The 13199-nt window shown below is 57.3% G+C and carries 16 protein-coding genes; 15 read left to right on the top strand and 1 reads right to left on the bottom strand.

The annotated features are described in order from the left end of the window. Positions 1-20: 20 nt before the first annotated feature. The 8 genes from phnG to ASD8599_RS15590 all read left to right on the top strand — a co-directional run bounded on the left by phnG (position 21) and on the right by ASD8599_RS15590 (position 6401). On the top strand, positions 21-476 hold the full coding sequence (phnG, locus tag ASD8599_RS15625) for a phosphonate C-P lyase system protein PhnG (protein WP_108829392.1): 456 nt from the start codon (positions 21-23) through the stop codon (positions 474-476). Then, positions 476-1066: a phosphonate C-P lyase system protein PhnH gene (gene phnH, locus ASD8599_RS15620; RefSeq protein WP_245926069.1), complete on the top strand. Its 591-nt coding sequence runs from the start codon at positions 476-478 to the stop codon at positions 1064-1066. Before phnG ends, phnH begins: the two co-directional genes overlap by 1 nt. Next, a complete protein-coding gene (locus tag ASD8599_RS15615) occupies positions 1066-2154 on the top strand; it encodes a carbon-phosphorus lyase complex subunit (RefSeq protein ID WP_108829391.1) in 1089 nt (362 codons plus the stop codon). The genes phnH and ASD8599_RS15615 overlap by 1 nt, the downstream gene beginning before the upstream one ends. Then, complete coding sequence (locus tag ASD8599_RS15610) at positions 2151-3014, top strand: alpha-D-ribose 1-methylphosphonate 5-phosphate C-P-lyase PhnJ (RefSeq protein ID WP_108829390.1); 864 nt, start codon at positions 2151-2153, stop codon at positions 3012-3014. The genes ASD8599_RS15615 and ASD8599_RS15610 overlap by 4 nt, the downstream gene beginning before the upstream one ends. After that, positions 3011-3781, top strand: a complete 771-nt coding sequence (phnK, locus tag ASD8599_RS15605) for a phosphonate C-P lyase system protein PhnK (protein WP_108829389.1) — start codon at positions 3011-3013, stop codon at positions 3779-3781. Before ASD8599_RS15610 ends, phnK begins: the two co-directional genes overlap by 4 nt. Before the next feature lie 2 nt (positions 3782-3783). After that, a complete protein-coding gene (gene phnL, locus ASD8599_RS15600) occupies positions 3784-4467 on the top strand; it encodes a phosphonate C-P lyase system protein PhnL (RefSeq protein ID WP_108829388.1) in 684 nt (227 codons plus the stop codon). After that, the gene (gene phnN / locus ASD8599_RS15595; RefSeq protein ID WP_108829387.1) at positions 4464-5009 is read left to right on the top strand and encodes a phosphonate metabolism protein/1,5-bisphosphokinase (PRPP-forming) PhnN; all 546 of its coding nucleotides are present in this window, start codon (positions 4464-4466) and stop codon (positions 5007-5009) included. The genes phnL and phnN overlap by 4 nt, the downstream gene beginning before the upstream one ends. Before the next feature lie 198 nt (positions 5010-5207). Next, entirely contained in the window at positions 5208-6401 is a 1194-nt protein-coding gene (locus ASD8599_RS15590) for an alpha-D-ribose 1-methylphosphonate 5-triphosphate diphosphatase (RefSeq protein WP_108829386.1), read from the top strand. Positions 6402-6563: 162 nt separating this feature from the next. On the opposite strand, the gene ASD8599_RS15585 is transcribed toward ASD8599_RS15590, so the two are convergent. Continuing rightward, the gene (locus ASD8599_RS15585; RefSeq protein ID WP_108829385.1) at positions 6564-6971 is read right to left on the bottom strand and encodes an RrF2 family transcriptional regulator; all 408 of its coding nucleotides are present in this window, start codon (positions 6969-6971) and stop codon (positions 6564-6566) included. Between the two features lie 111 nt (positions 6972-7082). Between ASD8599_RS15585 and ASD8599_RS20360 the strand changes: the two genes are divergently transcribed. The 7 genes from ASD8599_RS20360 to ASD8599_RS15550 are packed head-to-tail and all read left to right on the top strand — an operon-like array spanning position 7083 to position 12920. Further along, on the top strand, positions 7083-7367 hold the full coding sequence (locus ASD8599_RS20360) for a DUF6525 family protein (RefSeq protein WP_306418885.1): 285 nt from the start codon (positions 7083-7085) through the stop codon (positions 7365-7367). Between the two features lie 12 nt (positions 7368-7379). After that, positions 7380-8903: an ABC transporter substrate-binding protein gene (locus tag ASD8599_RS15575; RefSeq protein ID WP_108829384.1), complete on the top strand. Its 1524-nt coding sequence runs from the start codon at positions 7380-7382 to the stop codon at positions 8901-8903. Then, the gene (locus ASD8599_RS15570) at positions 8900-9583 is read left to right on the top strand and encodes an ATP-binding cassette domain-containing protein (protein ID WP_108829383.1); all 684 of its coding nucleotides are present in this window, start codon (positions 8900-8902) and stop codon (positions 9581-9583) included. The genes ASD8599_RS15575 and ASD8599_RS15570 overlap by 4 nt, the downstream gene beginning before the upstream one ends. Next, the gene (locus ASD8599_RS15565) at positions 9577-10302 is read left to right on the top strand and encodes an ABC transporter ATP-binding protein (RefSeq protein WP_108829382.1); all 726 of its coding nucleotides are present in this window, start codon (positions 9577-9579) and stop codon (positions 10300-10302) included. The genes ASD8599_RS15570 and ASD8599_RS15565 overlap by 7 nt, the downstream gene beginning before the upstream one ends. Further along, on the top strand, positions 10299-11237 hold the full coding sequence (locus ASD8599_RS15560) for an ABC transporter permease (RefSeq protein ID WP_108829381.1): 939 nt from the start codon (positions 10299-10301) through the stop codon (positions 11235-11237). Before ASD8599_RS15565 ends, ASD8599_RS15560 begins: the two co-directional genes overlap by 4 nt. Then, complete coding sequence (locus ASD8599_RS15555; RefSeq protein WP_108829380.1) at positions 11230-12024, top strand: ABC transporter permease; 795 nt, start codon at positions 11230-11232, stop codon at positions 12022-12024. Before ASD8599_RS15560 ends, ASD8599_RS15555 begins: the two co-directional genes overlap by 8 nt. Continuing rightward, positions 12021-12920 carry a DMT family transporter gene (locus tag ASD8599_RS15550; RefSeq protein WP_108829379.1) on the top strand — a complete coding sequence of 300 codons (900 nt, stop codon included), beginning with the start codon at positions 12021-12023 and terminating at the stop codon, positions 12918-12920. Before ASD8599_RS15555 ends, ASD8599_RS15550 begins: the two co-directional genes overlap by 4 nt. The last annotated feature ends 279 nt before the right edge of the window (positions 12921-13199 follow it).

Raw genomic sequence — 13199 nt, 5'->3', positions numbered from 1 at the left:
GATTTGAAGAAGTTGTCGAGATGAAAGACATGAACGAAGATTATGCCGCCCGCCAGAACTGGCTTGGCATTATGGCCAAAGCGCCTAAAGGGCGCGTTGCCAACCTGTTGGACGCGACAATGATGCCGCCTGCGTTCACATGGCTGCGTGCACCTGAGGTGGGCAGCACCATGGTACAGGCCCGCGCCGGTGCAACAGGTGCACCGTTCAATTTAGGCGAAGTCTCTGTGACGCGCTGTGCGCTGACGCTTGCCACGGGTGAGGTCGGCCATGCCTACATTCAGGGGCGCAGTAAGGCTGATGCAGAGGCGGTGGCTGTCGTGGATGCCTTGATGCAGACGGCGGCGGCACCGATGTTGCAGACCGCAGTGTTGGACGTGCTTGACGCAGAGCAAACAGCCAAACGCGAAGCCCGCGCGGCCAAAGCCGCCGCCACAAAGGTTGATTTCTTTACAATGGTACGAGGAGAAGACTGATGCAGGCCCAAATCCCAAGCCAAACCCTGAGCGGCGGATTCGCCGACCCCGCCATCGCCTCTGCAGCCGCATTCCGTCAGGTTATGGAAGCAATGGCCCGACCCGGCACAATCCACATGGTATCAGGTGCCGCCCCGCCAGCACCGCTTTCCCCCGCGACAGGGGCAGTTTTGCTGACGCTGTGTGACCCTGACACCCCTGTGCATCTGGCCGGGGAACTGGACTGCGAAGCGGTGCGTGCTTGGATCGCTTTTCACACAGGTGCGCCCATTGCCGGTCCGTCCCATTGCATGTTCGCGGTGGGGGGCTGGTCAGACCTTATGCCGCTGGGGGCCTATCAAATCGGTACACCGCAATACCCCGACCGTTCCGCGACGCTGATCGTTCAGGTCGGTCGGCTAGAGCCGAAAGGGGCTGTCTTGTCTGGTCCTGGCATCAAAGACACACACATTTTGTCGTTACCAGAAATAGAGGCGTTTCAGGACAATGCCGGGCATTTTCCCCTTGGTCTCGATTTCATCTTTACGTGCTGCGACCGCGTCGCGGCCCTGCCGCGCAGCACGGTCGTCACGCAGAAAGGAGACATCTGATGTATGTGGCTGTCAAAGGGGGTGAGCGTGCGATTGAGAACGCACATGCGTGGCTTGCCGAAGAACGCCGCGGGGATACGTCCCTGGCTGAACTGAGCGTCGCACAAATCCGCGAACAGCTGGCATTGGCCGTCAATCGCGTCATGGCCGAAGGGTCGCTTTATGATCCTGATCTTGCTGCCCTTGCGATCAAGCAGGCGCGCGGTGATCTGATTGAAGCGATCTTTCTTATTCGCGCCTATCGCACCACGCTGCCCCGATTTGGAGCGTCCTTGCCAGTGGACACGGGCAAGATGGCCTGTGATCGGCGCATCTCGGCGACATTCAAAGACCTGCCTGGCGGGCAGACTTTAGGGCCGACGTTTGATTACACCCACCGTTTGCTGGACTTCAAGCTTGCCGCCGAAGGAGAGGTGCCTGAGGCCGCGAAACGAGAGGCCGCAGGCGGAGATGTTCCTCATGTGACCGAATTTCTCAACCATGAAGGTCTGATCGAAGAGGCGGTTCATGATGACACGACACCGCCGGACCTGACCCGTGAACCGCTTGAAATGCCTGCGGAACGCAGCTTGCGACTGCAGGCGCTGACCCGTGCGGACGAAGGGTTCACGCTGGGCATGGCCTATTCCACCCAGCGCGGTTATGCGCGCAATCATGCCTTTGTGGGTGAGTTGCGCATTGGCGCGGTGCCCGTTGAAATGGACATCCCCGAACTTGGGTTCAGCATCGAGATTGGCGAGGTCATGCTGACCGAATGTGAAACGGTCAACCAGTTCACAGGCTCAAAATCCGAGCCGCCCCAGTTCACGCGTGGCTACGGGCTGGTTTTTGGCCAAACCGAACGAAAAGCGATTTCAATGGCGCTGGTCGATCGGGCGCTGCGTTGGAAAGAGCTTGGCGAAGAGGACGAAGGCGCCCCTGCGCAAGACGCCGAATTTGTTCTGTATCATGCGGACAACATTCAAGCGACAGGGTTCCTTGAGCATATCAAATTGCCCCACTACGTCGATTTTCAAGCCGAATTGGAACTTGTGCGCAAACTGCGTGAAGAGGCGGGTGTGGATCAGGTTGCGGAGGCAGCACAATGAGCGATTACAACTTCGCCTATCTTGACGAACAAACCAAACGCATGATCCGCCGCGCGATCCTGAAAGGGTTGGCGATCCCCGGTTATCAGGTGCCGTTTGCCAGCCGTGAAATGCCGATGCCTTATGGCTGGGGCACAGGCGGGGTGCAGGTGTCTGCGGCGGTCATGACCCCACAGGACCGGTTCAAGGTGATCGATCAAGGGGCGGACGACACGACCAATGCCGTGTCGATCCGCACATTCTTTGAACGCACAGCAGGGGTCGCAACGACCACCACCACGTCAGAGGCCACAGTCATCCAGACCCGCCATCGCATCCCCGAAGAACCGCTAAGCGAAGGCCAGATCCTTGTCTACCAAGTGCCCATCCCCGAGCCTTTGCGATTTCTGGAACCGCGTGAAAGCGAAACACGCAAAATGCACAGCCTTGAGGAATACGGGCTGATGCATGTGAAACTATATGAAGACATCAGCCGCCACGGCCATATCGCCACGTCCTATGATTATCCGGTTAAGGTGGAAGGGCGCTATGTGATGGACCCGTCCCCGATTCCGAAATTCGACAACCCCAAGCTGGGCGATATGGCGGCGATCCAGCTGTTTGGGGCAGGCCGGGAACAGCGCATTTATGCGTTACCCCCTTACACTCAGGTGGTGTCTCTTGATTTTGAGGACCACCCGTTCGAAGCCTCTAAACCGGATCACCCCTGTGCCATGTGCGGAGCGGAAAACAGCTATCTCGACGAAGTGATCACAGACGACGTGGGGGGGCGGATGTTTGTCTGTTCAGACACCGATTTCTGCGAAGGACGGCAGGCTGCTGGTTACACTGGCAAGATGAATGGAAAGGACGCGGCATGACACCTTTGCTTTCGGTCCAAGGGATCACAAAGTTCTACGGCCACCATATTGGCTGCAAAGACGTGGGGTTTGATCTTTACCCCGGCGAGGTCATGGGGATTGTCGGAGAAAGCGGGTCCGGCAAGTCCACCTTGCTCAACTGTATGGCCGGACACCTGACGCCCGACGCGGGCGCGGTCGTTTTTGATACGAGAGCCGATGGCCCGAAGGACACCGTCACAATGTCCGAACCCGAACGCCGCATGCTGTCACGGACCGATTGGGCTTTTGTGCATCAGCATGCCCGCGACGGACTGCGTATGGGCGTCAGTGCGGGCGGCAATGTCGGCGAACGCCTGATGGCCGTGGGCGAACGTCATTATGGCGACATTCGCGCATCGGCCACCGATTGGCTTGGCCGCGTGGAAATTGATGCCGCCCGTGTCGATGATCGCCCCACGACATTTTCCGGCGGGATGCAACAGCGCCTTCAGATTGCCCGCAATCTAGTGACGGGGCCAAGGCTGGTGTTCATGGATGAACCCACGGGCGGGCTGGATGTTTCAGTTCAGGCGCGGCTGCTTGATCTGTTGCGCGGGTTGGTGCGCGATATGGGGCTATCAGCGATCATCGTGACGCACGACCTCGCCGTTGTGCGGCTTTTGGCGGATCGCCTGATGGTTATGAAAGACGGCCATGTGGTCGAAGCCGGCCTGACCGATCAAGTGCTGGACGACCCCCAGCACGCCTATAGCCAACTTCTTGTCAGTTCTGTTTTGCAGGTGTGAAAATGATTGAACTTAGAAACGTATCCAAGACTTTTACGCTGCACAATCAAAGCAGTGCGGTGATTGAGGTCATTAACAACGTGTCATTGTCCGTGGCGGCGGGTGAATGCGTGGCACTAACCGGCGCATCTGGCGCTGGCAAATCGACACTGATGCGGATGATCTACGGCAACTACCTCACGCAGGCCGGTCAAATCCTGATCGACGGAACCGATGTGGTACAGGCTGAACCGCGCGACGTGATCGCCTTGCGCCGCGAGACCCTTGGCTACGTCAGCCAATTTCTGCGGGTTGTGCCGCGTGTGCCGACGCTGGATGTGGTGGCTGAGCCGCTGCGCGCCGTCGGTGCTAAAGCTGAGATCGCGCAGGCTCGTGCCGAAGAATTGCTGGCCAAACTCAACATTCCGCAGCGGCTTTGGTCTTTGTCACCCACCACCTTTTCGGGCGGTGAACAGCAGCGTGTGAACATCGCCCGCGGGTTTGCCCACACCTATCCCGCGATGTTGCTGGACGAACCAACAGCCAGCCTTGATGCAACCAACCGAGACGTCGTGCTGTCGCTGATCGAAGAGGCCAAAGCCCGAGGTGCAGCAATCATCGGCATCTTTCACGATGAAGCCGCCCGCGTCCGCGTCTGTGACCGTGAAATTGATGTCAGCCAATTTACACCCGGGATTGCGGCATGAAAGCCGGGCGTCTCATCGCCGTTGTAGGCCCGTCCGGTGTAGGCAAGGACAGCGTCATGGAAGGGCTCGCCGCAGCCGATCCATCGCTCCATCTGGTGCGCCGCACGATCACGCGCACACCGGAACTGGGTGGTGAAGACTACGATTCCGTCAGCGTTGCAAAGTTCAATGAGATGGCAACAGCGGGGCATTTTGCCATTCACTGGAGTGCGCATGAATTGCAGTACGCCATACCCGCGCATGTCCGGATGGTTCTGGCCGAAGGCCGAGACTGCCTTGCTAATTTTTCACGCTCTGCGTTGCTTGCAGGTGACGCGGCTTTTGCGCGTTTCTGTGTCCTTAACATTACTGCGCAGTCCAAGACGCTTGCGGCGCGTCTGGCAGCACGTGGCCGTGAAAACGAGGCCCAAATCGAAAGACGGTTGGCGCAAGCAACCAAACCGCTGCCCGAAGGGTTGAACGTGAAGACGGTAAGCAACGACGGTCCACTTGACGCAACAATCGCGCAAGCCTTGTCGTTGCTTCAGCCCGTGAGGGTGTAGCGTTGGATAAGTGCAAATCGCCTGTCGGGATCAACGCGAGACATCCGCCCAATGCTGTCAGCGTCAACCCACCGCGTTGTGTAGGCGTACACCGCGCATTTTGTGTAGCCGCACAGCGCCCAGCCCAGTCAAATTACCCTAAAGTTGACCAATGCGCCATCAATCGGCGCGTCATAAATCGCGAAGCGAGTGTATGTCATGAATTATCCTCTTAGACCTGAAGCTGCGGACCACTCAGATGACGGGTTTGCTTCAGGCGACCTTTGTCTTGCCAATGCGCGTCTGGTCATGCCTGATCAGGTTCTGACAGGATCCATTACAATTGAGAAAGGTGTGATCACCGACATTGACGAGGGCGATGATAGACCAAGCGGCTGCGTGGATTGCGCCGGCGATTTTGTGATGCCGGGCCTCGTTGAACTTCATACCGACAACCTGGAGCGCCATATGGAGCCACGCCCCGAAGTGGACTGGCCACATTTGCCTGCGTTAATTGCCCATGATGCAGAATTGGCATCGGTCGGGATCACCACCGTGTTTGACGCCTTGCGCGCAGGATCCATCCATTCCGGCAAAGGGCGCTACATTGATTACGCACGCGCAGTTGCAGATGAGCTTTTGGCGGCCCGCGCCAAGGGTGTGTTCAAGATCAGCCATTTCCTGCACCTACGCGCAGAGATTTGTTCTGAAACCTTGCTCGAAGAATTGGCCCGTTTCACGCCAGACGACCGTGTCGGTATCGTCAGCTTGATGGATCACACACCCGGTCAACGTCAGTTCCGCGACTTGACCGCCCTGCGCACCTATATCGCAAAAAAGCGTGGCATGGATGACAATGACTTTGCTGAACATGTTGCGAACCTGAAAAGGTTGCAGTCCCAGTTCGGCGATAAACACGAAAAGGGCGCCGTGTTAGAGGCCAACCGACTGGGCGCGGTTCTGGCCAGCCATGACGACACAACCCGCGATCACGTTGTAACATCCCAAGAAAACGGTGTCGGGTTCGCAGAGTTCCCAACCACACGCGAGGCCGCGCAAGCGTGCCGGGACCGCGGTATTGCGGTCATGATGGGCGCACCCAACGTCATCCGCGGCGGATCCCATTCTGGTAACGTCGCCGCGATGGAATTGGCCGAGGCCGGTCTGCTGGATATTCTGTCGTCTGATTATGTGCCCGGCGGGCTGTTGATGTCGGCCTTTCGCATAGCGGACGTTTGGGGCGATCTCCCGCGCGCGATCGCGACAGTCACCCGCACACCCGCGCTCGCGGCGCGATTGCCGGATCGTGGCAGCCTTCAAACAGGACTGCGCGGCGATGTCTTAAGGGTTAGCAATACGCAAGGCACCCCGGTTCTGGGTGGCGTTTGGGCGAAGGGGGTGCGCATCGCCTGACACCCGTTCTGCGACCCAAGGGGCGGCCATACAGGGCGCCGGGCCTTGGCCGCATGTTGCATTTCATATAGCTTAGTCTTGGAACACGACCTTGGGTTTCGCGTGAAGCTGGTCCTGAACATCCGCACGCGTGTTGCTGGCTGTGTGAACCACCAAATTGATCTAGCGGGTGTTGGCGATGTCCAAAATGGATGTTTGGTTTAGCTGGAGAACCAGCTGTTTCTCGACGTCTTGCAGCACATCGGCGACCTTATTTTGCAAGGTATCTTCAAGAGAGCAGTCACTTGAGTTTGGAGCGACCTTTGACGCAACCAGACTTTCCCCGAGGGCCAGATAAACGTCCGCCAAACTGATGTCTTCTGGTTTGCGGGCCAGACGCCATCCACCAGCGTGCCCTTTTTCCGATGATAAAAGCCCGGCATCCTTCAAGGTGCCCAGCACGCGACGCACAACAACAGCATTGGTTCCGGAATGTTCCGCGATACTTGCGGATGTGCGCATTTTTGTAGGTGTCATGGCCATATGACCAAGAGTGTGAAGGGCAAGAGATAGCCGGCTATTACGTTTCAAAACCTGTCTTTCATAATTTCACGTGTCACGTAACATCTCTTGTTGCGCATGTCTCGTAACTGCTCTAGGTGCGTAATAGTATAACATACACTGCGAAAAGGGTGCAGACAGATGCGAAACGGGCATATGCAAAACCTTGGGAAAACATGCCTTCCCGTCCGGCGTCGAAACGCAAATCCCATGCGCACCTATGATGCGCTACCGGTGCCTTTGCGTCGCTGGTTGTCGCAAGCCGTTTTGCCCTGGTCCCCGAAATCTGCTGCTCGCCTTTGGGCGCAGGCCCGCAAAAAAGGGCTGAGTGTAGAACTGACGTTGCAGTCGTTGCAGAACGCCGAGCGAAGAACACTCGCCAGCGATACACACGCGATCCCCCAACTTACCAAAACTTCAACCTGAGGAACGTACCTGATGTCCGTATTTACGCGCGTTGTCGCCGCCGCATTTTTCGCAGCCAGCCCGTTGTTGCCAGCCGCAGCACAAGAAGGTGTGTTGTCCATTTCCACCACGTTCGGCACCACCGACGAAGTCCCTGATCCACGCGCAGGATACAACGGATGGACTTCCAATCAGGTCGGCGTCACTGAGACGTTGATGGGCATTGATTATGACATGAACCTGTACCCGCGTGTCGCCGAAAGTATTGAGCAGCTCAGCCCCACAACATGGCGCGTTACGTTGCGCCCCGATGTCCGGTTTCACGATGGAACACCCGTCACTGCAAGCAGCATTGTAGATGCAATTGCCGCGATCTCGGATGACGCGCATGCCGGCTACAATGCGCGTATTGCAAAGCTTCTTGATTTGGCGTCTGTGTCTGCTGAGGGTGATGCTGTCATAGCGTTTCAAACCAACGCGCCGAACGCTGCATTCCTCTGGACTTTGTCCGATCCGGGCATCGCAGTTTTGGGGCCCGTGTCCGATGCGTTCCCGATCAATGCGACAGGTCCGTTTGTGTTCAAGGAAGCGGTGCCAAAACAGCTGTACCGCGCCGAAGCGAACACGGATTACAGGCTTGGTACACCATCCCTAGAGGAAGTGCGGATCGTGTACACAGCCGACCCTGCAACGGCCGCTTTGGCGTTTGAGGCGGGTGAAGTGGATATGGTGATCAACTATCCCGAAGCAGATTTTGCGCGTATTCAAGAGACGGGCGCCCTTGGATTTTCGGCGCCAACAGGTCGCCTGTATTTCTACACGGTGAACGCCCAAAGCGGTCCAATGGCGAACCCGTTGATCCGTCGCGCCGTGTCTTTGGCGATTGACCGCGACGGTGTGGTTGCAGCGGCATTGTCCGGTGTGGGTGGTGTGCCTGCGGGCACGATTTATCCCGAGGGCAAAGGGTGGGCGGCTGACATTCCAGCGGTTTATGACCCATCCAAAGCTGAGGAATTGTTGACGCAGGCCGGAGCCGTCAAAGACAATGGGCGTTGGATGCTGGATGGTGCACCGTTGGAAATCGATATTGTGACATATTCAGGTCGCGCGGCACTTGCCCCTACAGCGGAATTGACTCAGGCGTTCCTGCAAGCCATTGGTGTGACCGCAAATGTGCGTGTCGGTGAATACGGTGCCAGCAATGACGCCATCGCAGCAGGAGACGCGGATATGTTCCTTCAAGCATGGGTGACAACGCCCCAAGGTGATCCAGGCGCTGTGCTTGAGACGTTGTTGAAGTCGGATGGCGGATCGAACGCCGGGCAATATGCAAACGCTGATCTTGATCAACTGCTGGCGGATGGGCGCACGACCTTCGATGCGGCAAAACGCAAAGCCATCTATGACAAGGCCCAGCAGATCATCGCGCAAGACGCAGCCATGATCCCTGTGTTCCATGTGGCGCAAGTCAACGTCGCGCGGCGGGGCCTGACCGGTTATGCCGTTCATCCGACCGAAACCTACATTGTCACCCACGAGACTGCGCTGGAAAAATGAAACGAACGGTGTCCGGCCTAAGCGTGATCCGTGCAGGTCGGACGGTTCTATATCCAACATCCCTGACCATTGCCGCGGGTGAGCGGATCGGGGTTGTTGGTGCTTCGGGGTCGGGGAAATCAACTTTGGGTCATGCCCTTGTCGATGATCTGCGCCAACAGGGTGTGCGCGTTGCCCATGTTCCTCAAAGCCCCGATGAAGCGCTTGATCCGCTTCGCTCAATGGCGTTTCATTGGAATGAGGCGACACGGGCCTTGGGACTTCCGCAAGACAAAAACCTGCAGCAACGGTTGTTCAAAGCCCTCAAAATTGACCACGGCGATCTTCGAAAGCGTCCTTGGGGCTGGAGCCGCGGCATGCAGCAGCGGTTTGTCATTGCGATGGCCATGATCGGGGCGCCGGATGTGCTGGTTATGGATGAACCCACGTCTGCGCTGGATCCTATTGTTGCAGTGCGCACTATGGTTTTGCTGGACGAACAATTGCGTGGCTCAAGCACTGCTATGCTTTTGATCACGCATGATCTGGGCCTTGCAGCGCAATATGTGACGCGCCTTTTGGTGATGGACGGTGGCCGCCTTGTCGAAGACAGCCCAACCCGCACATTGCTGGAGCAGCCGCAATCAAAAACAGCGAAATCTCTTTGCGCACACCGAAGCTGGCTTTCCCTGCCATGCTGAGGGTCGAAAATATTTGTGTAAAACGGGGCAAGGTTCAGACACTTACGGATGTGTCTTTGTCGCTTGATGCAGGCCGCACGCTGGCTGTTGTGGGCGAAAGCGGGGCGGGCAAGTCGACGTTGATTGCCGCCATTTTGGGCTTGGTCAAACTGGCGCAGGGGAAGATAACCTGGGCAAGTGTGGCTGTGCCTTCCTGCCGTCCTGCCTTGGTGATGCAAGAACCCCGTGCCGCATTCAATCCCGCGTTGCCGCTTTTGAGGTCTGTGTCCGAGCCGATGGTCGCGCAAGGGGCCTTGATGTCACAAGAGCGACTGGTGCGTTTGTGCGATGGTCTGGAATTGCCGCTTGACGTGTTGCTGCGTCGGCCCGCCGAAGTCTCAATCGGTCAGGCCCAACGTGTGGGCATCTTGCGCGCACTTATCGCAAAGCCGCCTTTGGTGTTGTTTGACGAACCGCTGTCTGCGCTGGACGCGGTCACCCAAAAGCATACGGCAAGATTGATCGCGGATTTACAGCGCGAAGAAGGTTTTGCGTCTCTGATTGTAACACATGATCTGGGCTATGCGGCGGCCTACAGCAACGAAATGGCAATCTTGCGCGATGGCAGGGTTGAGGAAACGACGCCCACTGACATCTTCATACAAGAGCCGCGTTCGGATTATGGCTGCGCATTGCGCACTGCCGCCTTCGCTTTGGGCGCGTTGGAGGCGGTGGCATGATACATGCGATTTTCGGGCTGGGCTTGCGGGCGACGGTTGTTCTGGCTGGGACCGCAATCGCTACATTTGCGTTGCTTTGGCATGCGCCGGGTGATCCTGCACTTGCGATTGCGATGGCACGGTATGATGTGGTTGTGACGGCTGACGTTATCGACATCGTGCGCGCAGAGGCCGGATTGGATGGCGGGTTCTGGCCCGCGTTCCAAGGATGGATTGGCCCGCTTCTGACAGGGGATTTTGGCAGGTCGTCCGTCACAGGGCGCCCGGTTTGGCCTGATCTGGTCACGGCACTGTCCTATACTTTTCCACTAGCACTTCTGGGTCTTTTGATTGGCATGGGGATCGCCGTACCGCTGGCAGTTGTCGCTGCGCGCCATAAAGGGGGGTGGCCGGACCGGCTTGCTGTTGCCCTAGCGTCCCTTGGGGCCGCTATTCCGGCCTATTGGTTGGGGCTTTTGCTGATCTTATTGTTTGCGGTCAAGCTGGCGTGGTTGCCTGCAGTGGGTGCGCGCACCACAGCGCATATGGTTCTTCCAGCGCTGACGCTTGGGCTTGGGGCAGCGGCGGCTTTGACGCGGATTTTACGCTCGGGCATCCTTGAAGCGCGCTTGCAACCTTTCCTGCCTGCATTTGAACGGCGTGGCGTCAGTGCTGGCGGAATTGCACGAAACCATGTCACCCCGCATGCCGCTATCCCTGTTGTGACGGTCTTTGGATTGGAACTGGCCTTTTTACTAGAAGGGGCTGTGATGATCGAAGTGATCTTTTCGCGCCCCGGTTTGGGCAGTTTTCTCGTGCAAGCCATCGGTGCACGTGATTTCCCTAAAGTTCAGGCTGTCGTAATTTTGACGGCTCTGCTTTTTGTCACCATCAACCTTCTGATTGACCTTCTTTACCACACGATTGATCCGCGTATCGGAGACCACGATGCGTAGCGTTCTCGGCCTTGTTTGTGTGTTCATCCTGCTTGCTGTCTTCGGGCCTTTGCTTGCGCCTTATGACCCCACGGCGATTGACATTCCGAACCGGTTGCATGCGCCAAGTTTTGATTGGCTGTTGGGCACCGATGCTTTGGGCCGCGACATCCTTTCGCGTCTTTTGCATGGTGCGCGCTGGTCACTGGGGCTGGCATTTGTCATATCGCTGATCGGGCTTTTTATCGGCACCACGCTGGGTTTGGTGGCCGCATTGTTTGGCAAGACGGTGGATTGGGTTGTGATGCGCGTCACGGATTCGTTTTTGGCCTTCCCCGAATTGATCGCTGCTGTAGTGATTGCGGGCGTTATGGGAGGCGGGGTCAACAGTCTGATTTTTGCGTTAAGTGTCACGGGGTGGATGCGCTATGCACGGGTTGCACGGGGGATCGGGCTGTCGCTGCAAACGCGCGGTTATGTTGTACAGGCGAAACTGGCCGGTCTGTCGCCTTTGGGCATTTCGCGGTGGCACTACCTGCCGTCATTGTTGCCATCCCTGACAGTTGTATGGACGGGCATGTTCGCGCGGGCCATTCTTGGCATATCTGCGCTTGGCTTTTTGGGGTTCGGAGTGCAACCGCCCATGCCGGAGTGGGGCACAATGCTGCTGGATGCGCGTATTCACATGCGTTCGACCCCATTGCAAATGATTTGGCCGGGACTGGCGGTTGTTGTGTGCGTTTTGGCGATCAACCTGACCGGTGATACTTTGCGCGATTCATTGGCGGACGAAGGTACAGAACAATGAGCGACGTCAAAGATCGCCCGATGTACGGCATCGGCTTGCGGGTCCTGTCGGGGCTTTTGTTCGCGGGCATGTTCATCAGCGTCAAAGCCATCAGCGCAGATGTTCCCCTTGGCGAACTCGTGTTTTTCCGGTCCTTCTTTGCATTAATCCCCTTGGTCATTTTCCTTTGGATCCGATGCGAGTTTCCCGGCGGGCTGGCCACAAAACGGCCCCTAGATCACGTCTTGCGCGCAAGCTTTGGCGCCATCGCGCTGTTCACGTCTTTTGCGGCACTCGCACGTCTGAACATTGCTGAAGCCAGCCTTTTGGCGCAGCTTTCGCCAATACTGACGGCCTTGGCAGCAGTGGTATTGCTATCAGAGCGGTTGACCATCTGGCGTGTCGGCGGGCTTGCGCTTGGCTTTGCGGGCGTGGTCGCATTGGTGTGGCCGGAACTGAGCGGGGGTGCGCTGGAGCGGACGCGCCTGATTGGCATTGGCTTGGGCCTTATTTCGGCAGTGTTGGCGGCGTTGGCATTGATCATGGTGCGCAGCCTGAATCGCACCGAAAGCCCAGGGGCCATCGCATTCTATTTTGTGATCGCATCGATGATTGGGGGAGTGATCTCCATTCCATGGGGCTGGATCATGCCGGACGTATTTATGTTGGTTTGCCTTGTGCTTGCAGGCCTGTTCGGGGGCTTTGCCCATATCGCGATGACGTTGTCATTTCGCTACGCGGAAGCATCGCGGCTTGCACCGTTCGAATATCTCACCCTGCTTTGGCCATTGCTTGCGGATGTGTTCCTTTTCCGCCTGCCCATTTCGACAACATTTGTCCTTGCGGCCCCTTTGGTTCTGGCAGGGGCCGCTGTGGCCGCCGGTGAAGGGCGCAGGTTGGGGAAACTTGGCGCTTAGAAAAGGCAGATGGATGGCTGTCCAGTTTGCCTAACACGCTACTATACATGTGAAATTCAGGTTGGGCCCGATTGCGAATTGCTATCGAGCCCATAGGTTATTCGACGACGTGTTGGTGCCACATGTCTGTGACAATGTCCCACCCTTCATCGTTTGGTTCCAACACAAACAAATAGGTGATTGGACGCGCGATCTTTGCTATCAGCAGAGACCACTGCGACGTCAATTCTTAGCGGCCTCAGGTCTTGGATGATCGGGTAAAGATGATTTTTCTTGATC

Source organism: Ascidiaceihabitans donghaensis (genome assembly GCF_900302465.1).
GTDB classification, from domain to species: domain Bacteria; phylum Pseudomonadota; class Alphaproteobacteria; order Rhodobacterales; family Rhodobacteraceae; genus Ascidiaceihabitans; species Ascidiaceihabitans donghaensis.
This window is presented reverse-complemented; position numbering and strand designations above follow the sequence as displayed.